Source organism: Trichococcus sp., assembly GCF_049684335.1.
Classification (GTDB): Bacteria; Bacillota; Bacilli; order Lactobacillales; family Aerococcaceae; genus Trichococcus.
Genome location: NZ_JBAVFV010000004.1, coordinates 72,024 through 97,082 on the forward strand (window position 1 = coordinate 72,024; position 25,059 = coordinate 97,082).

Annotated in this window: 29 protein-coding genes and 1 pseudogene; 24 read left to right on the forward strand and 6 right to left on the reverse strand. The window is 44.8% G+C overall.

The window, feature by feature from the left end; translation table 11 throughout:
• Nucleotides 1-18: 18 nt before the first annotated feature.
• From rpmJ to WBM30_RS00965, 10 genes are all read left to right on the forward strand, one after another.
• The gene (gene rpmJ / locus WBM30_RS00920) at nucleotides 19-132 is read left to right on the forward strand and encodes a 50S ribosomal protein L36 (protein ID WP_062470716.1); all 114 of its coding nucleotides are present in this window, start codon (nucleotides 19-21) and stop codon (nucleotides 130-132) included.
• 20 nt (nucleotides 133-152) lie between these two features.
• A complete protein-coding gene (rpsM, locus tag WBM30_RS00925; RefSeq protein ID WP_086626920.1) occupies nucleotides 153-518 on the forward strand; it encodes a 30S ribosomal protein S13 in 366 nt (121 codons plus the stop codon).
• A 27-nt stretch (nucleotides 519-545) separates the two neighbouring features.
• Nucleotides 546-932 (forward strand): 30S ribosomal protein S11, encoded by a 387-nt coding sequence (gene rpsK, locus WBM30_RS00930; protein ID WP_424898941.1) that lies wholly within the window; start codon nucleotides 546-548, stop codon nucleotides 930-932.
• An 81-nt stretch (nucleotides 933-1,013) separates the two neighbouring features.
• Nucleotides 1,014-1,958 (forward strand): DNA-directed RNA polymerase subunit alpha, encoded by a 945-nt coding sequence (locus WBM30_RS00935; RefSeq protein WP_068558946.1) that lies wholly within the window; start codon nucleotides 1,014-1,016, stop codon nucleotides 1,956-1,958.
• A gap of 26 nt (nucleotides 1,959-1,984) precedes the next feature.
• Nucleotides 1,985-2,365 (forward strand): 50S ribosomal protein L17, encoded by a 381-nt coding sequence (gene rplQ, locus WBM30_RS00940; RefSeq protein ID WP_086987328.1) that lies wholly within the window; start codon nucleotides 1,985-1,987, stop codon nucleotides 2,363-2,365.
• A gap of 394 nt (nucleotides 2,366-2,759) precedes the next feature.
• A complete protein-coding gene (locus tag WBM30_RS00945; RefSeq protein WP_086626922.1) occupies nucleotides 2,760-3,599 on the forward strand; it encodes an energy-coupling factor ABC transporter ATP-binding protein in 840 nt (279 codons plus the stop codon).
• Nucleotides 3,575-4,486: an energy-coupling factor ABC transporter ATP-binding protein gene (locus tag WBM30_RS00950; RefSeq protein WP_424898942.1), complete on the forward strand. Its 912-nt coding sequence runs from the start codon at nucleotides 3,575-3,577 to the stop codon at nucleotides 4,484-4,486. Before WBM30_RS00945 ends, WBM30_RS00950 begins: the two co-directional genes overlap by 25 nt.
• Nucleotides 4,476-5,273, forward strand: a complete 798-nt coding sequence (locus WBM30_RS00955) for an energy-coupling factor transporter transmembrane component T family protein (protein ID WP_424898943.1) — start codon at nucleotides 4,476-4,478, stop codon at nucleotides 5,271-5,273. The genes WBM30_RS00950 and WBM30_RS00955 overlap by 11 nt, the downstream gene beginning before the upstream one ends.
• Nucleotides 5,274-5,399: 126 nt before the next feature.
• Nucleotides 5,400-6,173: a tRNA pseudouridine(38-40) synthase TruA gene (gene truA, locus WBM30_RS00960; RefSeq protein WP_424898944.1), complete on the forward strand. Its 774-nt coding sequence runs from the start codon at nucleotides 5,400-5,402 to the stop codon at nucleotides 6,171-6,173.
• An 11-nt stretch (nucleotides 6,174-6,184) separates the two neighbouring features.
• The gene (locus tag WBM30_RS00965) at nucleotides 6,185-6,451 is read left to right on the forward strand and encodes a chorismate mutase (RefSeq protein ID WP_424898945.1); all 267 of its coding nucleotides are present in this window, start codon (nucleotides 6,185-6,187) and stop codon (nucleotides 6,449-6,451) included.
• A gap of 304 nt (nucleotides 6,452-6,755) precedes the next feature.
• Here the strand turns inward: WBM30_RS00965 and WBM30_RS00970 are convergent, their stop codons facing one another.
• Complete coding sequence (locus WBM30_RS00970) at nucleotides 6,756-7,868, reverse strand: PLP-dependent transferase (RefSeq protein ID WP_424898946.1); 1,113 nt, start codon at nucleotides 7,866-7,868, stop codon at nucleotides 6,756-6,758.
• Nucleotides 7,869-8,116: 248 nt separating this feature from the next.
• On the opposite strand from WBM30_RS00970, the gene WBM30_RS00975 reads away from it, so the two are divergent.
• The 6 genes from WBM30_RS00975 to WBM30_RS01000 all read left to right on the forward strand — a co-directional run bounded on the left by WBM30_RS00975 (nucleotide 8,117) and on the right by WBM30_RS01000 (nucleotide 11,454).
• Complete coding sequence (locus tag WBM30_RS00975) at nucleotides 8,117-8,470, forward strand: hypothetical protein (protein ID WP_424898947.1); 354 nt, start codon at nucleotides 8,117-8,119, stop codon at nucleotides 8,468-8,470.
• Nucleotides 8,471-8,678: 208 nt separating this feature from the next.
• A complete protein-coding gene (rplM, locus tag WBM30_RS00980; protein ID WP_086627527.1) occupies nucleotides 8,679-9,122 on the forward strand; it encodes a 50S ribosomal protein L13 in 444 nt (147 codons plus the stop codon).
• A 13-nt stretch (nucleotides 9,123-9,135) separates the two neighbouring features.
• Entirely contained in the window at nucleotides 9,136-9,528 is a 393-nt protein-coding gene (rpsI, locus tag WBM30_RS00985; protein ID WP_086626929.1) for a 30S ribosomal protein S9, read from the forward strand.
• Between the two features lie 558 nt (nucleotides 9,529-10,086).
• Nucleotides 10,087-10,500: a MarR family winged helix-turn-helix transcriptional regulator gene (locus WBM30_RS00990; RefSeq protein ID WP_424898948.1), complete on the forward strand. Its 414-nt coding sequence runs from the start codon at nucleotides 10,087-10,089 to the stop codon at nucleotides 10,498-10,500.
• Nucleotides 10,501-10,519: 19 nt separating this feature from the next.
• On the forward strand, nucleotides 10,520-11,158 hold the full coding sequence (locus WBM30_RS00995; protein WP_424898949.1) for a nitroreductase family protein: 639 nt from the start codon (nucleotides 10,520-10,522) through the stop codon (nucleotides 11,156-11,158).
• An 8-nt stretch (nucleotides 11,159-11,166) separates the two neighbouring features.
• A complete protein-coding gene (locus tag WBM30_RS01000) occupies nucleotides 11,167-11,454 on the forward strand; it encodes a putative quinol monooxygenase (RefSeq protein ID WP_424898950.1) in 288 nt (95 codons plus the stop codon).
• A gap of 226 nt (nucleotides 11,455-11,680) precedes the next feature.
• On the opposite strand, the gene WBM30_RS01005 is transcribed toward WBM30_RS01000, so the two are convergent.
• From WBM30_RS01005 to WBM30_RS01020, 4 genes are read right to left on the reverse strand one after another with little or no spacing between them, the layout of a single operon-like run.
• Complete coding sequence (locus WBM30_RS01005; protein WP_424898951.1) at nucleotides 11,681-12,877, reverse strand: NAD(P)H-dependent oxidoreductase; 1,197 nt, start codon at nucleotides 12,875-12,877, stop codon at nucleotides 11,681-11,683.
• 18 nt (nucleotides 12,878-12,895) lie between these two features.
• Entirely contained in the window at nucleotides 12,896-13,504 is a 609-nt protein-coding gene (locus tag WBM30_RS01010) for an NADPH-dependent FMN reductase (protein WP_424898952.1), read from the reverse strand.
• Between the two features lie 53 nt (nucleotides 13,505-13,557).
• Nucleotides 13,558-14,502, reverse strand: a complete 945-nt coding sequence (locus WBM30_RS01015) for an FAD:protein FMN transferase (protein WP_424898953.1) — start codon at nucleotides 14,500-14,502, stop codon at nucleotides 13,558-13,560.
• Between the two features lie 28 nt (nucleotides 14,503-14,530).
• The gene (locus tag WBM30_RS01020; protein ID WP_424898954.1) at nucleotides 14,531-15,409 is read right to left on the reverse strand and encodes a helix-turn-helix domain-containing protein; all 879 of its coding nucleotides are present in this window, start codon (nucleotides 15,407-15,409) and stop codon (nucleotides 14,531-14,533) included.
• Between the two features lie 249 nt (nucleotides 15,410-15,658).
• Here WBM30_RS01020 and WBM30_RS01025 point away from each other — a divergent pair.
• The 4 genes and pseudogenes from WBM30_RS01025 to WBM30_RS01040 all read left to right on the forward strand — a co-directional run bounded on the left by WBM30_RS01025 (nucleotide 15,659) and on the right by WBM30_RS01040 (nucleotide 20,353).
• Nucleotides 15,659-16,192: pseudogene (locus WBM30_RS01025) on the forward strand (SDR family oxidoreductase).
• 562 nt (nucleotides 16,193-16,754) lie between these two features.
• Nucleotides 16,755-18,206 (forward strand): MFS transporter, encoded by a 1,452-nt coding sequence (locus tag WBM30_RS01030; protein ID WP_424898955.1) that lies wholly within the window; start codon nucleotides 16,755-16,757, stop codon nucleotides 18,204-18,206.
• 203 nt (nucleotides 18,207-18,409) lie between these two features.
• Nucleotides 18,410-19,777: an Nramp family divalent metal transporter gene (locus tag WBM30_RS01035; RefSeq protein WP_424898956.1), complete on the forward strand. Its 1,368-nt coding sequence runs from the start codon at nucleotides 18,410-18,412 to the stop codon at nucleotides 19,775-19,777.
• Between the two features lie 165 nt (nucleotides 19,778-19,942).
• On the forward strand, nucleotides 19,943-20,353 hold the full coding sequence (locus WBM30_RS01040) for a zinc finger domain-containing protein (RefSeq protein ID WP_424898957.1): 411 nt from the start codon (nucleotides 19,943-19,945) through the stop codon (nucleotides 20,351-20,353).
• Between the two features lie 50 nt (nucleotides 20,354-20,403).
• Here the strand turns inward: WBM30_RS01040 and WBM30_RS01045 are convergent, their stop codons facing one another.
• Nucleotides 20,404-21,621 (reverse strand): haloacid dehalogenase-like hydrolase, encoded by a 1,218-nt coding sequence (locus tag WBM30_RS01045; protein WP_424898958.1) that lies wholly within the window; start codon nucleotides 21,619-21,621, stop codon nucleotides 20,404-20,406.
• Nucleotides 21,622-22,091: 470 nt separating this feature from the next.
• Here WBM30_RS01045 and WBM30_RS01050 point away from each other — a divergent pair, with 470 nt between their 5' ends.
• The 4 genes from WBM30_RS01050 to WBM30_RS01065 all read left to right on the forward strand — a co-directional run.
• Entirely contained in the window at nucleotides 22,092-22,814 is a 723-nt protein-coding gene (locus WBM30_RS01050; RefSeq protein ID WP_424898959.1) for an amino acid ABC transporter ATP-binding protein, read from the forward strand.
• Nucleotides 22,815-22,855: 41 nt separating this feature from the next.
• Complete coding sequence (locus WBM30_RS01055; RefSeq protein ID WP_424898960.1) at nucleotides 22,856-23,689, forward strand: transporter substrate-binding domain-containing protein; 834 nt, start codon at nucleotides 22,856-22,858, stop codon at nucleotides 23,687-23,689.
• A complete protein-coding gene (locus WBM30_RS01060; protein WP_424898961.1) occupies nucleotides 23,689-24,411 on the forward strand; it encodes an amino acid ABC transporter permease in 723 nt (240 codons plus the stop codon). Before WBM30_RS01055 ends, WBM30_RS01060 begins: the two co-directional genes overlap by 1 nt.
• A partial coding sequence (locus WBM30_RS01065) for an amino acid ABC transporter permease (protein WP_424898962.1) occupies nucleotides 24,408-25,059 on the forward strand: 652 nt, incomplete at its 3' end. The genes WBM30_RS01060 and WBM30_RS01065, both read left to right, overlap by 4 nt.

The following is a 25,059-nucleotide window of genomic DNA, read 5'->3' on the forward strand; positions in this document are numbered from 1 at the left end:
AAATAGGAGGGAATTTAAATGAAAGTTAGAGCATCAGTAAAACCCATTTGCGAAAAATGCAAAGTCATTCGCCGCAATGGTCGTGTTATGGTGATTTGCGAAAATCCCAAACACAAACAACGCCAAGGATAATAACAAGGAGGTGCCTATAAATGGCTCGTATCGCAGGAGTAGATGTTCCGCGTGACAAACGTGTAGTTATTTCATTAACTTATATTTTTGGTATCGGATTGAACACAGCTCAAAAAGTTTTAGCAGCAGCTGAGGTTTCAGAAGATACTCGCGTTCGTGATTTAACGAATGATGAATTAGACCGTATCCGTATTGAAGTGGATAAATTAAAGGTTGAAGGCGATCTTCGTCGTGAAGTTAACCTAAATATTAAACGATTGATTGAAATTGGTTCTTACAGAGGAATGCGTCACCGTCGTGGTTTGCCTGTTCGCGGACAAAACACTAAGAACAACGCACGCACTCGTAAAGGCCCATCTAAAGCAGTCACTGGTAAGAAAAAATAATAATTAAGTGAAGGAGGTCAAAACTTCATGGCTAAAAAAGTAGCTCGCAAACGCCGCGTAAAAAAGAATGTTGAAACTGGTGTAGCACATATCCGCTCAACTTTTAATAATACTATTGTTATGATTACAGATGTTCATGGAAATGCTATTTCATGGTCATCAGCAGGTTCATTAGGATTCAGAGGTTCTCGTAAATCTACTCCTTATGCTGCACAAATGGCTGCAGAAGCAGCAGCTAAAGTTTCTATGGAACATGGCATGAAAACAGTTGAAGTAGCTGTTAAAGGTCCTGGTTCTGGACGTGAAGCTGCCATTCGTTCATTGCAAGCAGCAGGTTTGGAAGTTACCGCAATCCGCGACGTAACGCCTGTTCCTCATAATGGATGCCGTCCACCAAAACGTCGTCGTGTTTAATTGAGAATTGTACTTGTATGTAACGAAACGCAATGGACTCACTAACATGAACTTCACGTTTTGAAAGGGGTAAATTGATAAATGATCGAAATTGAAAAACCAAGAATTGAAACGATTGAGATCAGCGAAGATGCCAAATTCGGTAAATTCGTTGTAGAACCACTAGAACGCGGTTATGGAACAACACTTGGGAACTCATTACGTCGAATTCTATTATCTTCACTTCCTGGTACAGCTGTAACAACTATCCAAATCGATGGTGTTCTACACGAATTTTCAACGATTGATGGTGTTGTCGAGGATGTTACCCAAATCATTCTGAACATCAAAAAATTAGCTTTGAAATTGTATACGGACGAAGACAAAACAATCGAGATTGACGTAAAAGGTCCAGCAGTCGTGACTGCAGCGGATATTACCCATGACAGCGATGTGGAAATCTTAAACCCTGATTTATATATATGTACAGTTTCAGAGGGAGCACATTTTCATGTTCGCTTGGATGTAAAAAATGGCCGTGGTTATGTTCGTTCCGAATATAACAAAACGGAAGATATGCCGATCGGTGTTTTGCCAGTCGACTCCATCTATACTCCAATCAGCAAAGTGAATTATCAAGTTGAAAACACTCGTATCGGACAAAAGAATATTTATGATAAATTAACGTTGGATGTCTGGACAGATGGTTCCATCAGCCCAGAAGAAGCAGTCAGCTTGGCTGCCAAAATTTTAACGGAACATTTGAATATTTTTGTTAATCTGACCGATGAAGCCCGCAAGGCCGAGATAATGGTTGAAAAAGAAGAAACACATAAAGAGAAAATGCTGGAAATGACTATCGAAGAATTGGATTTATCCGTACGTTCTTATAACTGTTTGAAACGCGCAGGCATCAACACAGTTCAAGAATTGACAGACAAATCTGAAGCAGAGATGATCAAAGTACGTAATCTGGGACGCAAATCACTTGAAGAAGTGAAAAACAAGCTGAATGATCTTAATCTAGGCTTGCGTCAAGACGACTAGTACTGTACAAAGGAGGAAAACCTAGGATGGCTTACCGTAAATTAGGACGCACAAGCGCTCAAAGAAAAGCAATGCTTCGCGATTTGACTACTGACTTACTAATCAACGAACGAATCGTTACAACTGAAGCTCGTGCTAAAGAAATTCGTTCAACTACTGAAAAGATGATTACTTTAGGCAAACGTGGAGATTTATCTGCTCGTCGTTTAGCTGCAGCATACGTTCGTAACGAAGTAGCAGCTGTACGTGAGGAAGATGACAAAATCGTTGTTCAATCAGCTTTGCAAAAATTGTTCAGTGATATCGCACCTCGCTATGCAGAACGTCAAGGCGGATACACACGTATCTTGAAGACAGAACCTCGTCGTGGCGATGCTGCACCAATGGTTATCATTGAATTAGTATAATTCAATCACATAAAGATGAAACGTTCACTTTTAGATGAAATAGAGTGTTATGATGATGGGATTGCTTCTGGCATCCCTAGTCTAGCTCAAGGTTCTTCCGAAGATTGCATGATCTTCGGGAGGGCATTTTTTCATCAAAAAAAGTGCTTTTTTTATCAAAAGAAACTAGAAAATGCTAATAAATTTTCTAGTTTCTTTTGATATATAAATAAAAGCGTTTTATTTCCGCGCTGTGTCAAGACAGTGGATGAAAAATATGGAGGAGTAGTTTATACTTACAAAGTAGACATTCCTTTTCCGTATTTTTCATCTTTTTTTATACCCGCTTGGCTGTGGGACGGATGAACGGTTACGGGCAGTAAGATTCAACTATAGAGAAAGTAGGACTGTAATCATGAATGAAATTATTGAGTTGCGCAATGTGACTTTTTCCTATTCAGAGGAAGATGCAAGACCGGCATTGAACAACGTTTCCTTAACAATCCAGCAGGGTGAATGGATCGCCATCATCGGGCCCAACGGTTCAGGCAAGTCGACCTTGGCCAAAACGATCAACGGCTTGATAGAAGCGAACTCCGGAGAAGTTATCATTGAAGGGATACCTTTGAATGCAGAAACGGTTTGGGACGTCCGCAAAAAAATCGGGATGGTTTTCCAGAATCCGGACAATCAGTTCGTCGGTTCGACCGTGCAGGACGATGTTGCGTTTGGTTTGGAGAATGTCGGCATTCCCCGCGAAGAAATGGTGAAGCGTGTTGCTGATGCAGTAGCGGCTGTGAACATGGCCGACTTCATGGACAAAGAACCGGCACGTCTTTCGGGCGGGCAGAAGCAAAGGGTGGCGATCGCTGGGATCGTGGCATTGTCCCCTGACATCATCATCCTTGATGAGGCGACCACAATGTTGGATCCGGAAGGCCGTCACGAAGTCATCGAGACCATCCAAGAAATCAAGGAAAAAGAAAATTTGACAGTGATTTCGATCACCCATGACATCGACGAGGCTGCGAAAGCGAACCGTATTTTTGTGATGGAAGCCGGGCAATTGAAACGGATCGGCACGCCGGAAGAGATATTTAGCTTGGGCAAGGAAATCATCGATATCGGTTTGGATATCCCATTCCCTGAAAAGCTGAAATACCAATTGAAGAGACAGGGACTTGAAGTTCCCGAAGAATATTTGACTGAGGAAGGGATGGTGAGCTGGTTATGGACATTACTTTCGAAAAAGTAGGCTATTCCTATTCTGCCGGAACGCCTTTCGAAAACCGGGCCCTCTACGATGTGAACCTGAATATCCCGGACGGCAGCTACACGGCCTTAATCGGACATACCGGCAGCGGTAAGTCGACGGTCACGCAACATCTGAACGCTTTATTGAAGCCAACGGAAGGCAGCGTTACGATCGGGGACCGCATCATAACGAACAAATCGAACAACAAAAATCTGAAGGGCCTGCGCAAAAAAGTGGGGATCGTGTTCCAGTTTCCGGAGTCGCAACTCTTCGAAGAGACGATTGCGAAGGATATCGCCTTCGGTCCGATGAACTTCGGCGTCAGTGAAACAGACGCAATGGCGATCGTGAGGCGCGTGTTGCCTTTGGTCGGCTTGGATGAGTCCTTCATGGAACGCTCACCATTTGACCTCTCAGGGGGCCAGATGAGACGCGTAGCGATTGCCGGAGTTTTGGCGATGGAGCCGGAAGTGCTGGTTCTGGATGAACCGACCGCTGGATTGGATCCTGCGGGCAGACGGGAAATCATGAATATGTTCAATCAACTCCATATTGACAACGGACTGACCATCGTATTGGTTACGCATCAGATGAATGATGTCGCAACCTATGCGGATCATGTGGTCATCCTTGAGAAGGGGACAGTTGTCCGGATGGGCCCGCCTGCAGAAATTTTCCAGGATGCGGTTTGGCTTCAGGAGAAACAATTGGGCTTGCCTTCCGCACTGGCTTTCCTCGATACGTTGAGCAAAAAGACAGGCATCGATTTCGGAAGCGAAAGGCCGCTGCGTACAGAACAACTGGCGGCAGTGCTGATCGCCAAAATCAAAGAGAACCAAGGGACCAAGAATGTCGCTAAGGAAGAGGGTGGCATAGATGTTGGATAAATTACTTTTCGGGCGTTACATCCAAGGCAACTCGCTGGTCCATAGACTGGATCCGCGCGCGAAGCTGATCGGTGCTTTCTATTTCATCATCGTCATTTTCCTTGCCAACAACTGGCAGACTTATTTGATCATGACATTGTTCACTTTCCTGTGCGTCATCCTTTCCGACATCAAACTGTCGGTCTTTTTGAACGGTGTGAAGCCACTGATTTGGTTGATTATGTTCACGGTGTTGCTGCAGATCCTCTTCACACGGGGTGGGGAAACGTATCTGGAACTGGGACCGATCAGCATCACTTCGTTCGGGGTGATCAATGGGGCCTTCATCTTCATGCGCTTCATCCTGATCATCTTTATTTCGACGTTGCTGACGCTCACGACGATGCCGTTGTCGTTGACTGATGCAATTGAAAAACTGCTTGGGCCTTTGAAACGCTTTAAGGTTCCTGTCCACGAAATCGCGCTGATGCTTTCCATCGCGTTGCGTTTCGTGCCGACATTGATGGATGAAGCTTCGAAGATTATGAACGCGCAACGGGCTCGCGGCGTTGAGTTCGGTGAAGGCAATATCGTGAAGCAGATGAAGGCAGTCACACCAATCTTGGTGCCACTGTTCGTCAGCTCGTTCAATCGTGCCGATGAATTGGCGAATGCCATGGAAGCACGTGGGTATCAAGGCGGTGAAGGCCGGACGAAATACCGTATCCTCGATTGGCAGAGGCTGGATACGCTGAGTATGCTGGCGTTTGTCGTGCTGACTGGGCTATTGCTGTTATTCCGATCTTGAACGCATACAGAGGCAATCTGCCGCTATAGAACGAGTCTTGGGACCGGGTAGTATTTCCGGTCCCTTTTAAAATAGAAAAAAACATAACCATACATCAGAAAGATAAGAAAGGGGCATACGCCACCAATGAGTGCACAACGATTCAAATGCATCGTGCAATATGACGGAACGGGTTATGTGGGTTATCAGGTCCAACCCAACGGCAACAGTGTCCAGACGGAAATCGAAAAAGCACTGAAGAAAATGTCGAATGGACAGATTATTCCGATCCATGCATCCGGCCGGACCGATTCGGGTGTCCATGCTCTCGGACAAGTCATCCACTTTGATTACCCTGCTGCGATCAAGCCGGATCATCTGCTGCGGGCATTGAACAGCTTGCTGCCCGATGACATTTTGATCACATCCGTGGAGTTCGCTCCAGAGGAATTCCATTCGCGTTACCATGCGATGGGGAAAAAATACATTTACCGGGTCGATCTCGATCGCTTCCCGAATCCCTTCAAACGACTGTATACAACGCACCATCCTTACCGCTTCAATATGGAAAATCTGGAGCAGGCCATCAAAAAACTGGAAGGTGAGCATGACTTCACCAGCTTCTGTTCGACAAAAACCGACAAGACCGATCTGGTGCGGATTGTCTATGAAGCGAGCGTCAAGAAGGACGAGGAAAACAATGAGCTGGTATTCACCTTCAGGGGCAATGGATTCCTCTACAATATGATCCGCATTTTCGTGGGAACACTGCTACAGATTGCTGACGGCCTGAAAAAAGTCGAGGAAATCGACCGCCTTTTGGAAGTGAAGGACAGACGCCAAGCCGGGCCGACAGCCCCGTCGCAAGGATTGTATCTCGTGGAAGTGTATTATGATGAAGAAAAATTAAGGAATGGATAGGGGGAATAGGGATGTTTAAAAAGGAAAGAGCGGAAATCGATGCCATCGACCAGGAGTTGGTGAAGCTGTTCGAACGCCGGATGGATGCCGTGACGGAGATTGCGCGGATCAAGAAAGAGCACCAGCTGCCGATCCTGGACCAATCCAGAGAAAACAAGGTGCTGGATAAAGTGCGCGGGCTGACTGAGAACAAAGCCTACGAAGGCAGCGTGGAAGACCTCTTCCGTTCTCTGATGACGATCACCAAAGCATTCGAAACCAAACAGAACGAAGAATAGGTAAGTATGCTGAAAAAGCGGCTGTGGAAAAGACGAGATCTTTTCCACAGCCGCTTTTTTGCGTGCTTGAGCAATGGCGAGCGGCGCCAGCTCCGGTGAAGCAGCCGCCACCGGAGGACAGCTTCTGCAATCTCCGTCAGTTACGGCGAAGCAACTCCCACAGGAGCTGACGCTCCTGCAAAATGTCTAAACTCCGGCGAGTCCTCCGTTCACCGGAGGACAGCGCTGAAAAACAAAAACCTCCGTCAAGCGCTATCGCTCTACGGAGGTTTTCAACATACATTTTATTTTGCGAGCTACATTATCAGACCTTGACTGTGACTGTAGCCTTCGCGAAGGCCTGGCGCAGATCGGCGATCAGATCATCCGCATCTTCGATTCCTGTCGAGATGCGCAGCAGATCGTCCGTCAAGCCATAGGATTCGCGGACTTCAACCGGAATGTCGGCATGGGTCTGGGTAGTCGGGTAGGTGATCAGGCTTTCGACGCCACCCAAACTTTCAGCGAAAGTGAATATATTCAGGGCATCCAACAGGGAAGGGATGTACGCTTTATCATGCAGCGTGAAGCTCAGCATGCCGCCTTTGCCGGGATAATAGACCGATTTGATCAGCTCTTCCGACTCGAGGTAAGCAACGACAGCCTTCGCATTGTTCTGATGCTGCTTCATGCGCAACGGCAACGTCTTCAATCCGCGGACCAAGAGCCAACAGTCGAAGGCGTCCAAAGTGCCACCTGCCGTATTCAGTTGGAAAGCCAGTTGCTCGCCGAGAGCCTTGTCGTTTGTCACGACCGCACCCGCCAACAGATCGTTATGGCCGCCTAGATACTTGGTGGCACTGTGGACGACGATATCGGCGCCTAGGTCGAGCGGACGTTGCAACAGAGGGGTGTAGAAAGTATTATCCACAATCACCAGTAAGCCGTGTTTTTTTGCGATCTCAGCCACAGCCGAGATATCCGTTTCCTTCATCAACGGATTCGTCGGCGTTTCGATGTAGACAGCGGCCGTATTGTCCTGGAGGGCAGACGCGATGTTGATCGGGTCATCGACATAAGTGAAGGAGTAGAAGCCTTTTCTCTCCATATCCTGGAAATAACGGAAGCTGCCGCCGTAAAGGTCTCTGGATGCGACGAAATGGCTATTGACCGGGAAAATGCTGAACGCCAGCTGGATGGCGCTCATGCCGGAGCTTGTGGCGAAACCTTGGATGCCGTTTTCAAGCACAGCCAAGCCTTCCTGAAGGATATCCCTAGTCGGATTGGCAGTGCGAGTGTAGTCATAGCCGGTCGATTGGCCCAAACCGGGATGTCCATAAGCTGTGGACAAATAAATCGGTGCACTGACAGCACCGGTTTTCGGGTCTTTTCTGTTGCCCAATTGCGCAAGATAACTTTGAATGCTGATATTGTCCATCATCGATTCTCCTTTATACGAAATGATATACATAGGTGCATTATCATTTATTTATCATTTAAAATTAATGTTAGTGCAATGGTAGCACGAGGGCTTAAAGTGGTCAATATATTTATGTATTTTTTGTCAGTGAAACTGCGAGAAATAACCGATCAAGCTTGAACGGCAGAACTTGTCGGGAAAACTGTTTAAAAAGTCGAAACTCGCGTATAATGGAAGTATGAGAATGAATGAAGGAGAGTGGAATAATGGTAACGTTCATCAAGGAACTCAAGCGTATCCCACGCGGCGATGTGCCGGATTTTGTGGCTGCCGCTATGCCCCAGTTTTATGAAGCAATCGGATGTCCGAATGATGTGGTCCTTTCCGTGCAAGCCAGCATGGCGCATTACTCGGTTCCGAAAAAGAATGTCGCAGTCGAAGAATACGAAGCTTTTGAATTAACAATCACGAAAAAAGGGGAGTTCGTCTCGGTGGAAGACATCGTGAAGGACAACAGTATCATCGAAGCTTTTAAGCCTTACAAGACATCCGGCAAAGGGGCTTATCCATTTGTGCCAGCCGATGTCATCGAGCAATTATATTTATATTTAAAAAAATAAAAATAAGGGTCCACAAACGCTGGTTCTGCGCGCTAGTGGACCCTTTTTTGCGCTGGAAATGCGCTGAAAAGGATAAATTATTTCTTTTGGATAGATTGACAATTCCTTTGGGATGTCGTATCATATAAGACGGTATTGTTTGCCCCACGATGAGCCCCGGAAACTCAATTGGATCAAACAGACAGAGAAGAATATGGAGGAAACAAACGTGCGTACAACATACATGGCTAAAGCAAACGAGATCGACCGCAAATGGTTCGTAATCGACGCGACTGACATCCCATTGGGACGTTTATCAACACAAGTTGCAACTATTTTACGCGGTAAAAACAAACCAACTTTCACACCACACGTAGATACTGGTGATTATGTGATTGTTATCAATGCAGACAAAGTTACATTAACAGGTAAAAAAGCATCTGACAAAATTTATTCCCGTCATTCAGGTTATCCAGGTGGGCTAAAACAAATTTCAGCTGGTGAATTACGTGCTAAGAATTCAAGAAAATTAGTTGAATTGTCTGTTAAAGGCATGTTACCTAAGAACTCTTTAGGTGCTAAACAATTCACTAAGTTACACGTATACGGTGAAGCAGTTCACCCACACGAAGCTCAATTACCAGAAGTTTTAGATATCACTAACCTAATTTAAGGAGGGAATTTCATTGGCACAAGCACAATATATCGCAACTGGTCGTCGTAAGAATTCGACTGCACGCGTACGTTTATTACCTGGCACAGGTAAAATCATCTTCAACAAAAAAGACATGGAAGAATACATCCCATTCGCTTACTTATATGAAGTAATCAAACAACCTTTAAACCTTACAGGTACTTTAGGCAGCTACGATATCTTCGTTAACGTAAACGGCGGCGGATTCACTGGACAAGCTGGAGCAGCTCGTCACGGTATCTCTCGTGCATTATTAGAAGTAGATCCTGACTTCCGCGGACCATTGAAAGCAGCTGGTCTGTTAACACGTGACCCACGTATGGTTGAACGTAAGAAACCAGGTTTGAAAAAAGCTCGTAAAGCATCACAATTCTCAAAACGTTAATATTTATTGTATCAACGTTTTCAAAAAAGTTTTTTGCTTCAATTTGGTTCAAAAGACCGATTTGACAAATCAATTAACAGCCTAAAAGCATCGGCATTTTGCTGATGCTTTTTTTATGGCATAAATTCAATAGAATGAAAGTATGGAGTGTTCCATTAACAAAGGCGGTGTAAACAGTGAATCCAAAAGAAAAAATGTTAGAAATAATCAAGAATAAACAAGGTGGCGGAAGGTCTAAACAAATTGACACGCCGAAAAATGACATTAAGAACATGCGCAAAGGCCCAAAGATTTATAATAAGTAAGCCGATTTGCAGTACTTTGAAGGTGTCGGCCTATAGTTATCCACAATGTTTTTTATATTACAAATTTGGAGGTCCAATTCGAAAGAGTGGGGTCTTTTTTCTTTGTCTAGTTCAAATTGGAAAACTTTTATTGCAGCTTTATCAAGCAACTTACTTTACAAAAGTCAGATCATGCATTATGATTGACTAATCAACAGTTGACGAGTCAATTGTTGGTTAGTCAAGAAAATCTGCATAATCGAGGTGAAATTCTATGAACTTGAGAGAAGTAAGCAGGCTGCTTTATCAGATCAAGCTCACAAATCAGGAAATCAATACGCTGTTCGAAAAAGAAACAGGCTTCAGTTTGACGCGGTATGAGATGCTGATGTTCCTGAAAGACAAAGGAACGTGCTCCCAAAATCAGATCCAGACAGAAATGAAGATAGACAGTGCCGCAATCACGCGCCATCTGAAAATATTGGAACAAAAGGGCTATGTTATCCGGAATCGGAACGCAGAGAATAACAGGGAAATCTTTGTTCAATTATCAGACAAGGCAATCCAAGATTTGGCAGCCTGCGGTAAAGAACATGATCAGGGGAAATCTTCCCTGTCGCTGACATTAAGCGATGAGGAAGCAGAACAATTATCCAATTTACTAAACAAACTATACTTGAAAAGATAAAAAGAAAGAGGCTATGAACATGACAAACAAACTTATCAATAACGATTTTTCGGATATCGTATTCGGAAGAAAATCAATCCGTCTTTATGATGAAAATTTTAAAATCAGCCAAGAAGAAATGCTGGAAATGATACAGGAAGCCACGACGACACCTTCATCCGTAAACATGCAACCTTGGCGTTTTGTGGTTGTTGAGAGCGAGGAAGCAAAAGCCAAATTAAAACCGCTGATCCGTTTCAACACAAGACAAAATGATACTTCGTCAGCGATGGTTCTGATATTCGGCGATATGCAATGCTACGAGTATGGGGAAGAAATCTACGCGGCAGCTGTCGAACAAGGCAAAATGTCCGCCGAAGTCCGTGACCAACAATTAGCCGCCATCATTCCTTACTACAAGAACTTTTCAAAAGAACAGATGAACGATGTCGTAAAAATAGATTCAAGTTTGGCGGCGATGCAATTCATGCTTGTGGCTCGTGCTCATGGCTATGATACGAACCCTATCGGAGGATTTGAAGCGGATCAGTTGGCAGAAGCGGTTGATTTGGACAAAGAAAGATACGTACCGGTCATGATCTTATCCATCGGTAAGGCAATGGAAGAAGGCTACGAATCCGTAAGATTTGCGCCAGAAAAAATAACTAATTTTAAGTAGGTGGAGAAATGATAGTAATCAATGCAGAATTTTATATTATACCCGAGCAAAAACAACAATTTTTAAATGAAATTTCAGAACTAATTAAGGCATCCAGGAAAGAAGAAGGCTGCTTATCTTATCAACTTTACCAAGCTGTTACAGATGAATATAATTTTGTAATGGTTGAAAAATGGGAAAACCCACAAGCGATTGAGTTACATAATAAAATGTCTCACTTACAAAATTTCGCTGAGAAAGTTCCTAATTATAGTCGTAGCGCGCCTAAAATTACGGTTAGTCTTGTAAAAGAGTAATCAAAATCTTCTCAATAACCAAATTCCAAAAGATGCTTGATAAAATTGCATTCCTTTAAAATAAGTATAATTAGTTTTAGTCCAAAAAGACCTCATGCCTGAAGCGTGAGGTCTTTTTGATATATAGATTTTGCCTTTGGAGATGAAAAAGCATCCTTGGGAAGCAGTTTTTCATTATTTCAAACTTATTATGCGAAAAATATTTGCAACGGCCTTTGTACAGTGATTATGCTTTAACCGATGCGCTCGTCCCGGCATCGACGTCATCGCTGTGATGGTCTTTTACAGAAGCACTGGAAACGGCATCGACATCGCCAATCAGTTTTTGGCCGGTTTGGGTCAGATACCAGTCGATGATCGGTTTGAAGTCCAGGATGTATTCGTTGACGCCGGCATAGTTGCCATCTTTGTCATGCAGCGCTTCATAGTTATGCACGACATACTTGTCAGGTCCGTGCGTCGGAACGTTGACACGGAAAGCGTCCATTGTGCCGGAACGCAATTGTTGAAGGACCCATTCCACGCCTTTGTGCACTCTCTCCGGATGGCATTTGGAAAGCGGGTTGCCGACTTGGCCGGGCACGCGCGCAGCGAGCATTTCTTCGGCAGGCTTTGTATAGTTGTAGTAGAGGAATTGGTTGTTGCTGTCGGCATACGTCAATTCCATCGGCATCGAAGCCAGGAAGTAGTTCAGTTGATCCACGGTCAACAAGCCGCGGTCCAGTTTGACATAGGTGTTGCCTTCCACAGCGCCCACAAGTTCAGCGGCTTGTTCCAACCAGTCATCGGCTTCCTTATCGACGCCTTCAATCGTTGTTGCGATCTTTCCGGTGGCGTACAGGTCTTCCGGCTCGAGCACCGGTTTTTTCGGTCCTTCAACAGCAGAGACCAGCGTGATGAATTGGGTGAATTTTTCCAGACAGCTGCCCAGAAAATCGACGGTGCGTTTGTCTTTCAGATTTTCCTGTTCATCGAAGGCCTCTTTGACTTTTCCCAGCAAAAATTCATTACCCGGAAGGACGATGGCATTGACGCCGGGTGCATCGAGAATTTGACGCAGGTGCAGTTGGGCACGGGAAGAGCCTTGGTCATAGTAGGAAGCTCCCACGATCATGACCGGTTTGTTTTCCAATGGATGGATTTTGAAGGACAACCATTCCAGTACACTCTTCAAGCTTGCAGGGATTGTATGGTTATGTTCAGGAGTGGCGATGATGACGCCGTCCGCCTGCAGGATTTTTTGGCTCAACTTTTGCACAGCAGCGCTGTTTGTTTGGTCATCACTCTGATTGAACAAAGGGATATCCTTGATTTCCAAAATCTCCAGGTCGAACAAGGGGCTGAATTGCTTTTTGATGTATTTCAACAAGATGCGGTTATATGATACTTCCGCGTTGGAACCTACAATACCGACTAATTTCATGATGTTTGTCTCCGATCTCTAGTTATTTTCCCAAGAAAAGTTTTCAGCTGCTTTTACGTGTGCGGCGTGTGTGTGCGATAGTTGTTTCATGATGTTGATAAACATTAGGAAGTCCTCGAACAAGCCTTCCAGTTCTTGGACCTGATCCGGATTCTTGAGGTTGTTGTCTGCGTCGAAAGCCTGCAAAGAATGGCTGAGCAGGAACTCAGAACTTGGCATGATGCGGGCTTTCAATTCCGGAGCATCCAAGATTTGACGCAAATGCGCTTGCGCCCGTGAGGAACCCAGTACGCCATAGGAAGCCCCTGTGATCATGACGGGCTTGTCGACGAAGGGATAGATGCCGTACGACAACCAACTCAAGGCACTCATCAGGGAAGCGGGAACTGCGTGATCGTATTCTGGTGTGCTGATGATGACGCCGTCAGCTACTTCGATCTTTTCCGCCAAGGCTTTCGCCTCAGCCGGGATCTGCATGTCTACCGGTTTGTCGAAGATTGGCAGGTCCTTGATTTCGATGATTTCGATGTCTGCCTTATCCGAAAAATGTTTTTGGATGTATTGCAGCAGCATACGGTTGGTGGAGTGGTCTGAATTTGTGCCGACGAGGCCGATTAATTTATTCATATGAATACTTCCTTCCAAATATTAGTTTTTTTATGATTCATTTAAACAGGTGATTAGGCGGGCTGTTTACGTTGCAACCGGTTTTTCAAGCCTTTGGAGCAGATGAGGCTGCCGTCTTTCATGATCAGGATTCCGTCGATTGCTTCTGACCCGTCCAATGTGGCAAGGATCACGTCGGCAGGTTGGCCGAACAAGCGGGTCGTCCAGATTTCCCCATCGACAGAGTCATCGGCGACAACAGTCAGACTGATGACATCCGTTTCTGCCGGATAGCCGGTTTTGGGGTCCAGAATGTGGTGATAGTGCTTGCCTTGGGCTTCAAGCCGCCGTTCATATACACCGGAGGTAACCGCTGATTGGTTCTGAATCTTCAATATCGCGCTATAATGCGCGCGGGGGAGCAGTGGGTTTTGGATGCCGATGCGCCAATAGGGATCTTCATGATTCTGGGATGGTCCGAACACGATGACATTTCCGCCCAAATTGATGAGAGCGGAAGCTACGCCGGCTTCCTTGAAGTATGCCGTCAGCAGATCGGCGATATAGCCTTTTGCCAAGGCCCCCAAGTCGATGGACATGCCTTCTTGCTGAAGGAAAACGGTCTGGTCCTCCTCGGACAAGAGGATTTTGTTGGGATCTGTGATTGCGAGAAGCCGCTGAATCTCTTCGGTATTCGGGACTTTGGCATCACCGAAACCGATCCGCCAAGTCTGCACCAACGGTCCAATCGCGATATTCAGATGACTGCCGGGAGCTAAGCTATGGTATTTCCCCACCTTAATCAACTGGAACAAATCAGGATGGACAGCAAGAGGGGCTTTGCCTGCCAAATGGTTGATCTGCATCAGCTCCGACGTTGGATCGTTGGCGCTGAAACGTTGTTCGTATATCCGCAGGCGTCGGATTGCCTCCTCCAAAATAACATCCGGGCGCGTGTGTGTCACAAGCAGATCGATGATCGTTCCCATCAGACGGACCGTTGCCTTTCTTTGTTCCATATTTTCCACCACCTTGAGGATAAACGTGTCATTCTGTTGCGGGATTCCCTGAAAGGATCTCGCTTTCCAACTGCGCCAATTCTTTCAGCGCAATCGTGTTTTTGTTGATTTTTGAATAGGCTCTGGCATCGTAGATCAATTCCAGCACTTCTTGCTGCGACCTCTCCTGGATGATGGCATTTTTGGCCAACTGGATGGCTGCGCGGGCAAGATAGTAGGTCACGTGATTTTCTGAACAAATGGAAACAGCATAGGAAAGCAGTGCATTGCTCAACTCAATCTCATTTATGAGGGAATAGAAGGTGCCGCTTTGGAAAACAATATTCAGTACACGCCATACATCCTCCATCGTGTTGATTGGATAAGCGTAAATTTTTTCCAGGACCTTACTGAAATAAAACTCTGCCTTTTCCATTTTTTTTTCACGGCTGTAGACCATGCCGATACCGGTATAAGCCAGCAGGCGATAGATTTCCACGTCGTCCACATCATCAGACAGCAAGATTTGATCAAAGGTGAATAATACATCCGTCACTGGAAACTGCTGTGCAATCATGATGAAGCCGTTCAAATAATGGAAGCGCAGTGCCAGGCTGTTCTCTTCGATTTCACTCACGGAGATGCTCTGCAGCAGGTCCGAAGCTTGGTCGTATTCGCTTGTGATCAGAAAGAATTCTGCTTTGTTCATTTTTTCTGTCGCTTCTGTATACTTGACGCCTACTTTAGGGAACAATTCTCCCAAGGGTAGGTTCAGTCGGTTGCACAGCTTGATCAGAATCTTAAGGTTCGGGACGTGCCCATTGTTCTCGAAGCGGCTCAAAGTAGCTTGGGTGCAGATACCATCTGCCAGTTCCATCTGCGAGAGGTTCAACGCTTTACGGGCTTCAATAAATCGTTCAATATTCATTTTTTCCTCCATCAATAATCGAAGCGGCTAGGATGGCAGCAGCGAATATTCGAGTTGATATTGTGCTTTGTTTCACATTTCTTATATAAGCGATTATACACTTACTGAATATAAGGGTCAATAGAATATATAAGAAATTATATAGAATGATGGTTGGAAGAGGCATCACATCTCTTGAAAAGGCTTGTCATTTCCAAAGTGTAAGTAAGTGTATTAGACTATTATTACAAAGACAAAGGAGTGAATGAGATGACTGAACCTATTTTGAAGGATCCACGCGAGTTGTATCATACTGGAAAATTTGCAGATTAGGATCAAGACACTCCCGCTTTGCGAGATAAGATGCTGCCGATGTGGCGATTCAATTTTTCCCTGGCGAAGAACGCGAGGCGGAAGAAGTCGCGGATTATATAGAGAAGGCCGGTGGGAGGCGCGATAATCACGACTATATCAATCCAAGCTTATGATCCGAGTACCCATTTGATGGATTATGCCGCCACCAAGTCCGCAATCGCGAGCTTCACGATCAGTTTGGCGAAACAATTCACCAAGAAAGGCATCCGTGTGAACGGGGGGACGCCGGGTACAATCTGGACGCCGTTGCAGTTGGATCATGGGCAACTGGACGGCGCGTTTCCGGAATTCGGGCAGAAAACCTTGTTGGGAAGGCCTGGACAGCCGATTGAACTGGCGCATGTCTATGTCTTCTTAGCATCCAACAACGCCAGCTATGTTACCGCCCAAATCTATGGCGTGACGGGCGGCGACGTTATTGATTTATAATTTCAAAAATAAGAAAAAGGAAGGACGAGAGCGTTCAAATGCTCTTGTTCTTTTTGTGACGGGAACTGTATCAGGGAGCTTTCTTATTCCAGATTTATGGCCGATTGTGGTTGTTTTGGGTGCATTCGTTCTTTACTTGGTTTGGATCCGAAGTAATATCAAAAAATAAGCTTATTCTTCAATAGTAGGATAATAAGGAATCTTTTTTTCTATCGGATTTCAAAAATGAAACAATTGTGACGAAAGTCAAAATACAGCGTTAATTTTCAGACCGACTATCCATGTTAACATGCAGATAGTCGGTCTTTTTGATATCGGTTACATCATTGGCAGAACAAGAACCTAACAGATATCGTGAAAAACGTTCACAAATTGTTAATAATAAATCCGTTGTAAGCGGAAAAAATGCGTGGTATATTCTGTGTGTAAATGTTACGTCGTTTCATTTGAAAACGTTTATAGTTTTTTAATCGCAACCGAGTATCGCGATGTGATATTGTTTCCATCCATTTTATCAACTGGTTCGGCGTCGATTTATCAATATAAGAAAAGGGGTCATGAAATGCAACACGCAAGCGCAAATAAAGTACAAAATGTAACCGATGACAAAAAAAATGTAAGGGAATTCGGATTACTGGATAAAATAGCCTATATGGCGGGGGATATGGCAAATGACTTGTTCTTCATTTTCTCAAGTTCTTTCTTGATGTTGTTCTATACAAAAGTATTAGGAATTAGCGGAGCAGTTGTAGGTACGTTGTTCTTGTCAGCACGAATTATCGATGCTTTTACCGATATGGGGATGGGACGTCTCGTTGATACCCTGAAGCCTTCGAAAGACGGCCGCTTCCGTGTTTGGATCAAACGTGTAGCACCATTCGCTGTTATCGCCGGTTTCCTGATGTTCTTATCAGTCGTTCAAAACTGGTCTATGACTGCAAAAATCGTCTACATTTTTGTTACGTATCTGTTCTGGGGAAGCATCTGCTACACAGCAATCAACATCCCTTATGGATCGATGGCATCCGTAATCAGTGAGAAACCTGAAGACCGTGCGTCACTTTCTGTATTCCGCAGCATGGGCGCCAGCATTGCCAGCATCTTCATCTCATTCTTTGTTCCTTTGTTCGTCTATACGACTGATGCGAACGGTGCACAAGTGGTTATTCCGGAACGTTTCACGATCATTGCCGCTATCTTTGCAGTTCTAGCTTTTGCGCTTTACCAATTCTGCTACCACTTCACAATCGAACGCGTACAGATTCCGCAAAAACCGGCAACTGAAAAACAATCTTTCGGTAAAGAAATGGCTGTTCTTGTCAAAGGCTTGTCAACAAACCGCGCACTAGGCGGAATCATCGCTGCAGCGATCTTCCTGTTGTTGTCCATGCTGTTGGTGAACACGATGAACGCATATCTGTACGCTGATTATTTCAAGAGTTCCAAAACATTGGCTGTTGCCGGTATCCTTGGTACTATCGGTACGCTGATGATTGCACCTTTTGCAAATAAAATCGCTTCCCGTTTTGGTAAAAAAGAATCAGCGACAGTAGCGTTGTTCTTCTCAGCAGTTGTATATGCAGTCCTGTACTTTATGCATACGGATAATGTAATGGTCTTCCTTCCGATGGCATTTCTTGCAAGCCTGGGAATGAACTACTTCAACGTTGTTATCTGGGCATTCATCACAGACATCATCGACTACCAAGAAGTCAAAACCGGAAGTGCGGATAGCGGTACAGTATACGCCGTCTACTCCTTCTCAAGAAAACTTGGACAAGCATTGGCTGGCGGATTGGGCGGTTTCGCACTGGCTGCTATCGGTTATGCATCAGCTGCGGCAACACAAGAAGCTTCTGTTCTTAACAGCATCTACGATGTGGCTACACTCGTGCCGGCTATCGGGTACACAGGCGTTGCGTTATGTCTATGGTTCATCTATCCGTTGACTAAGGAAAAAGTTGCAGAGAACGTGGCGATCTTGTCAGAACGCCGTAAAGCAACAAAAAATTAATTGGAACTAGAAGGGGCTGTCTCATTTTGAGGCAGCCCTATTTTTGCACTCATCCCACTTCAATTTTGTTGCTAGCTTACACATAGCCAGATTCATATTTGGAGTGGAGAACGATAGATTTGAAGTTTTTAAGGATTGACAAATATACGTTTTAGGTGTATTTTCATTATAGTTTAGGTAAGCCGAAAGACGGGAGGTTCATTATGGAACAGAAATTTGAAAAGGAATATGAAAAGTATACAAAAGATACGAATGCCGCTAGTTTGGAGGAAATCAATGATTCAGTTTCCATTCCCGCATCAGATAGTTTTTGGAAAAATTTAGTGGCTTTCTCCGGGCCGGGAGCTCTAGTTGCAGTTGGCTACATGGATCCCGGAAATTGGATCACCTCAATCGGCGGAGGTGCAAAATATGGGTATTTATTAATGTCAGTCATTTTCGTTTCCAGTTTGATTGCAATGCTTCTTCAATATATGGCTGCTAAGTTGGGGATTGTTGCACAAATGGATTTGGCCCAAGCCACGCGGGAGCATACCGGGGTGAAATTGGGATTTGTTCTTTGGATCGTGACCGAGCTGGCTATCATGGCGACGGATATCGCAGAAGTAATTGGTGGGGCAATCGCTTTAAATCTACTTTTCGGCATACCGCTGGTTGCGGGTGTGTTGATGACTATTTTTGATGTTTTATTGCTTTTGCTGTTGATGAGGTTGGGATTCAGAAAAATAGAAGCGATCGTGATTGCATTAATCACAGTGATCATGGTTGTCTTCCTGTATGAAGTCATCCTTGCGCAACCGGATGTGCCGGAAATGCTGAAAGGGTTCGTTCCGCAAAGACAAATTTTGAAGCATGGTCAATTGATGATGGCATTAGGCATTGTCGGTGCGACGGTCATGCCCCACAACCTCTATCTTCATTCGTCTCTTTCCCAAACGAGGAAATATGATCGAAGTGATGAGGAAAATATCGCGAAAGCGGTTAGGTTTACGACTTGGGATTCAAATATCCAGTTGGCTGCAGCATTCATAATCAACTGTATGCTGCTCGTACTGGGAAGCGCCCTTTTCTTTGGTCATGGAGATGAACTGGGTACATTCTCTTCATTATATGATGGTCTGCAGAATTCCAGCATGGCGGGAGCGGTGGCCAGTCCAGTATTAAGCACACTTTTTGCTGTGGCGTTGCTTGCTTCCGGACAGAACTCAACCATAACGGGGACTTTGACGGGTCAAGTTATTATGGAAGGCTTCATCCACATGAAGATTCCAGCATGGGTACGCCGCATGATTACGCGGATGCTTTCTGTACTTCCAGTTTTGGCCTGTACAATCTACTTTGGCGGCAGCGAAGCAGCATTGGATAAATTATTGATTTATTCGCAAGTGTTTTTGAGCATCGCCTTGCCGGTTTCCATGATTCCGCTCGTATATTTCACCAGCTCTAAAAAAATCATGGGTGAGCGGTTCAAAAACCCGCTATGGATAAGTATCTTAGGCTGGAGCTGTACGATTTTTCTGACCGTGTTGAATATTCAATTGATTCTTGAGGTTGCTTCGTATATATTTTGATTTTGTGAATCGTAGCCGATAAAAAGTGAGCGTATTTTATAAATTTTTTTCAGAAATTCCGGGCAATTCCTATGCTATAATGAAAAAGAGAAATCCGATTCAGCAGAGCAATAAAAGCAAACGACTGGAATGATTGCGCTGCTTGGCAGACAAGGGGATAAATAATTGGAAAAATTGAAAAGAAAAATAATGAATTTTATGCGCGGAAGATACGGCGTGGATCAGCTTTACAATGCGTTGATCATTTCGGGGATGGTGCTGTACTTTTTGGGTGCAATAACAGACTTTGGTGTGTTGGTCTTCGTGGCGCAACTCTTGATTTTTTTGGCGCTGTTCCGGGTCTATTCGAAAAAAATCTATAAACGCGCGGAAGAAAACCGCAAATTCCTGAAGTGGTGGCAGCCGAACCAGAAAAAGCTGAAACTGTTTTTCAGAAGGTTCAAGGAAATCAAAGTGGCCCGTTTCCGTAAGTGCCCTAACTGCAGGACGACTTTGCGTTTGCCTGTCAAACGCGGCAAAAAGACAGTGAAATGTCCGACCTGTCATCAAAAATTCGAATCGCGCATCATTTTATAAACAAAAAAGAAGCCTCCGCACAATTTTTATTGTGCCGAGGCTTCTTTTGTTTACGCTTCGTGGATCAATACTTCTTCTTGGGTTCCCAAAAGGATCGTCTTTTCGGAAGGGCGCAGGCTGCCTTTGTTTTCGTCGCGTCCTTGCAGAACGATGCGCGGGTTCGAGTCCTCGATTGTGTCGAAAGCTTCGCGCGCCAATTTTTGGGTATCATCGTTCATGTAGCGGTTGAAGAGGACGCAGAGTTTGGCGTCCTGCAGTTCCACCATCATATCGTAGTCGCCGGTGCTGTCCCCAAAGAGCATCAGCGGCTGTTTTTCGTTGTGCTTCGGCATCAGTTGCTCCGTGATGACGGCTGTTTTGCCGGGGCCTTTGGTGATGTTTTTGCCAGGCTGCATGCAAGGCTGGATCAGGCCGTCCTCATCCTTCTTGTAATACATGCCGATGACGTGCTCGTTGTCCAACCCGTAACCGAAGTCCGGGTGCGTTGCGGCGACCTGGACGACATCTGCCGGTGAAGCTGAAATGACGTAGACGACGATGCCGTTCGCCTTCAAGACGTGATAGAGTTCCTTCAATTCGGTAGGGAACGCCAATCCTGTATCGTAATGGGAAACGATGACGCCGGCTTTGCTCGGCAATTCAGCCGGACTCGTCAAGGTCACGCGTTCGAATTTGCCAAACTGCAACCAATAAGAGATGGATTGGTAAGCCAATTGGCGCAAGTCTTCGCTTGTGCGTTGTGCGAAAAGATACGTCATCCAAGGATAGCCGGCTTTTCTTTTGAAGTCGCTGTTGATGACCGTGTAGAACAGGCGGATTTTTGCGGCGAATTCTTCATAGTAAGAAGTTTTTTTAGATTCTTCCAATGAAAGGGTCCCACCTTGCATAAAACCTTCATATTGCTTATACAACCAAGCGTAGGCCGATTTGATATCGTGAGCGATATTGCCGATCGTAGCAAGCGGATTGGTCTTTTCAAGGAGCGTATCCTCTGTCGCGCTGACATTCTCAAGGCCATCCGTCAGAATTGCATGGAATTGATCGGGTGTTAAACGATAATCCAAATGCAGCAACATGTAAAGCATCAAGGTATCTTCGATATCCATGATGGCGGAGGTATTGTCGAAATCAAATACAACGTAAGGAGGGTCAGCTGGGTCAAAAGAGCTGTTTTGGTTCCCGTAGGCAGCGATGACAGCATTCAGCGCTTGGTGAGTATGCGGTGCCCAGTTTTTGGAAGAAAGGATTTTATTATGTTTTTCTGGCAAAGTAAGTACCCCTTTATCATGGAATTTTCATCTGCAGTCATTTTATCAAAAAATGGCTGAAAGAGATACTGAAATGTGCCCGTTTTGACTGCTTCGAGTAATTATAGTGAAATGAAATGAGAATTACTGATATATTGTCTATAGTTCAATATATAGCGAATGGTGTTTTTTTTCTAAAAAAGTTTCATTTACGCGGATTTTTTTTTATGGAAGTAATTTCTGTGGAAGGGTTTCTCATAAAACAGGCACAAAATAGGCTTTATTTTAACTATTTAGTAAGTATACAGGAAATCCATGTTAGGAAATCTAACAATTTCGCGGAATAATTTAATTGATTTTTAATCATGCTTTCATTATAATTTTGATTAATGGTATAATAATAAGAAGCGGTCCTTTCTTGATAAGGATCCAATCCATGCTCTTGAAATAATAGTAGTATGATGACGAGCACAAAAGGGGTTGAGGCAAAATTGATTAAGTTAGAGCACGTAAATAAGTATTTCGGCGCCAACCATGTGTTGAAGGATATCAACCTAGAAGTTGCCGAAGGGGAAAAAGTAGTTATTATTGGGCCTTCTGGTTCCGGTAAGAGTACAACAGTCCGTTGTATGAACTTCCTCGAAGAACCTACAGACGGAAAAGTTTTTATAGACGGTAAAGAAGTCACAACTAAAAACAAGTTGGACATTGTGCGCCATTCCTCTGCAATGGTTTTTCAACAATTTAATCTGTATCCACATATGACAGTGTTAGGGAACCTGACAATCGGCCCTATGAAGCTGCAGGGGAAATCAAAAAAAGAAGCGGAAGAAATGGCTTACGAATATTTGGATATCGTTGGCTTGCGCGAAAAGGCGAATGTTTATCCTTCAACGCTTTCAGGCGGGCAACAACAAAGGGTTGCGATTGCAAGAGCGCTTTGCTCACAGCGGAAAATCATTCTTTTCGATGAACCTACTTCAGCATTGGATCCTGAAACGGTTCAGGAAGTATTGGACGTCATGATCAAACTTTCCAGCATGAACATCACGATGGTTGTCGTGACGCATGAAATGGGCTTTGCAAGACAGGTTGCCGATCGGGTCATATTTATGGCTGATGGCATGATTGTAGAGGAAGGCACTCCGGAGCACTTCTTCGATAATCCGACGCATGAGCGGACGAAAGCATTCCTGGGTAAAATTTTAAGATAACCGAACTTTTCGGAATACAACATTATTAGGAGGAATTGGGTATGAAAAAGAAAAATCTATGGGTTTCATTATGTTTATCAGCTGCATTGTTCTTGGGTGCGTGTGGCAGTGACGCTACGGATACAGCAGATTCTGCGGCTGGTTCTGCAACGGATGCTTCCGGTCAAGTGACTGTAGAGTCAATCAAAGAAGCTGGCGTATTGAAAGTCGGCGTTAAAGAAGATGTACCGAATTTTGGATTAAGAAACACTGAAACAAACGAAATTGAAGGTTTTGAAATCGACATCGCTAAGAAACTCGCTGAAGAAATTTTAGGCGATGCGGAAGCAATTGAACTGGTTCCAGTAACCGCTAAAACGCGTGGTCCATTATTGGATAACGGTGAAGTGGATATGATCATCGCAACTTTCACTGTAACAGAAGAACGTAAAGAAACGTATAACTTCTCTGATGCTTATTACGTGGATGCAGTCGGCCTTTTGGTTAAGAAAGACAAAGGTTACAAAGGATTGGCTGACATGGACGGCGCTACAGTAGGGGTTGCCCAAAGCTCGACAACGGCCGATGCGATTACTGCTGAAGCTGAACAATACGGCATCACTTTGAGCTATTCAGAATTCGCGACTTACCCAGAAATCAAAGCTGCTTTGGATTCTGGCCGTGTGGATGCTTTCAGTGTGGACAGATCTATCTTGGCTGGTTACTTGGATGACTCTACTGAAATTCTTAAAGATCGTTTTGCTACACAAGATTATGGTGTTGCGACCAAAAAATCAAACACAGAATTGGCAACGTCTGTTAATGACTTAATCACTGCATGGGGAGAAGACGGCACTCTTGATGCATTGACTACAGAGTGGGGCTTGGGCGAATAATGAGAAGTACCAATCCATTCGCTCTCTGGCGTTGGGAAAGCCTTCTTGAAAACAGCAGCGACTTTGGAGCCGGATTTATCCGGACGCTCCTAGTCGCTGTGTTGGCGTTATTGCTGGCTTTGGTCATCGGGGTTGTCGTGGGGACCATGTCCACGGCAAAAGGCCGATTGCCTCGTTCTGTTGCCAGAATATACGTAGAAATGTTTCAGAATATCCCGTTGCTCATCCAAATCTTCTTCATGTATAACGGGCTTGCCATGGCAGGCTTGGTGTTGAGTGAATTTACTATCGGGGTAGTCGGTGTAGGGATATATCACGGAGCCTACATCGCTGAAGTCGTTCGTGCAGGGATCCTCGCTGTTCCGAAAGGCCAAGAAGAGGCAGCTTACTCAGAGGGCTTCAACTACATCCAAACAATGCGTTACGTCATTTTACCGCAGATGGTCAAAATCATTTTGCCGCCTTTGACCAATCAAGCCGTCAACTTGATCAAGAATACTTCCGTATTGGCGATCATTGCCGGAGCGGACCTGATGTATGTAGCCGATTCTTATGCTTCTTCAAGTCTGAACTACGGTCCTGCTTACGCAGTAGCCGGTTTGCTTTACTTCCTGCTTTGCTTCCCGCTTGCAACATTTGCGCGGAAATACGAGCAAAAACTGAAAGACAATGATTCGGTTGTCGTCAACGTTGTCTTAGATATTCCGGAGGTGATGGAATGATGGAATCGATCAGAACAGTCTTCACACCATCGAATGTGTCGTTCATGATGGAAGGTTTGAAACTGGCATTGCTGATTTCGATTGGTGTCGTCATCCTTTCGATCATCTTCGGTACGGTGTTGGGCCTGTTGCGTAATTATGAGAAAAAGGTGTTCGGAAAGTTGGCCGGTGCCTACATCGAGCTCTTCCGGAATACACCGTTGCTGTTGTGGATGCTTTCCTGTTCCTTCTTGATACCGGGCAGCACGATCACCTTGAAAGGTTCTTTCGCCCTGTTCCTGTACACCTCGGCCGTTGTTGCCGAAATCGTGCGCGGAGGCTTGAATTCCATTCCGAAAGGGCAGTTTGAAGCTGGGCATTCGCAAGGATTCTCATTCATGCAGACTTTGAGATACATCATTCTGCCGCAAGCTTTCAAGAAAATCATCCCTTCGTTGTTGTCGCAAGTGATCACAACCATCAAGGATACGTCTTTCCTTGCCGGACTGGGGATCATGGAATTCACAAGAAGTGGGCAAGTTATTCTCGGAAAAGTGACAAAAACTTCAGAAGTATTTTTGGTCTATGGCTTCCTTGCTTTGGTATATTTCATCATCTGCTTCACGCTTTCAGCAGTCGTCAGAAGCTGGCACAAGCGCAATGCAGAAC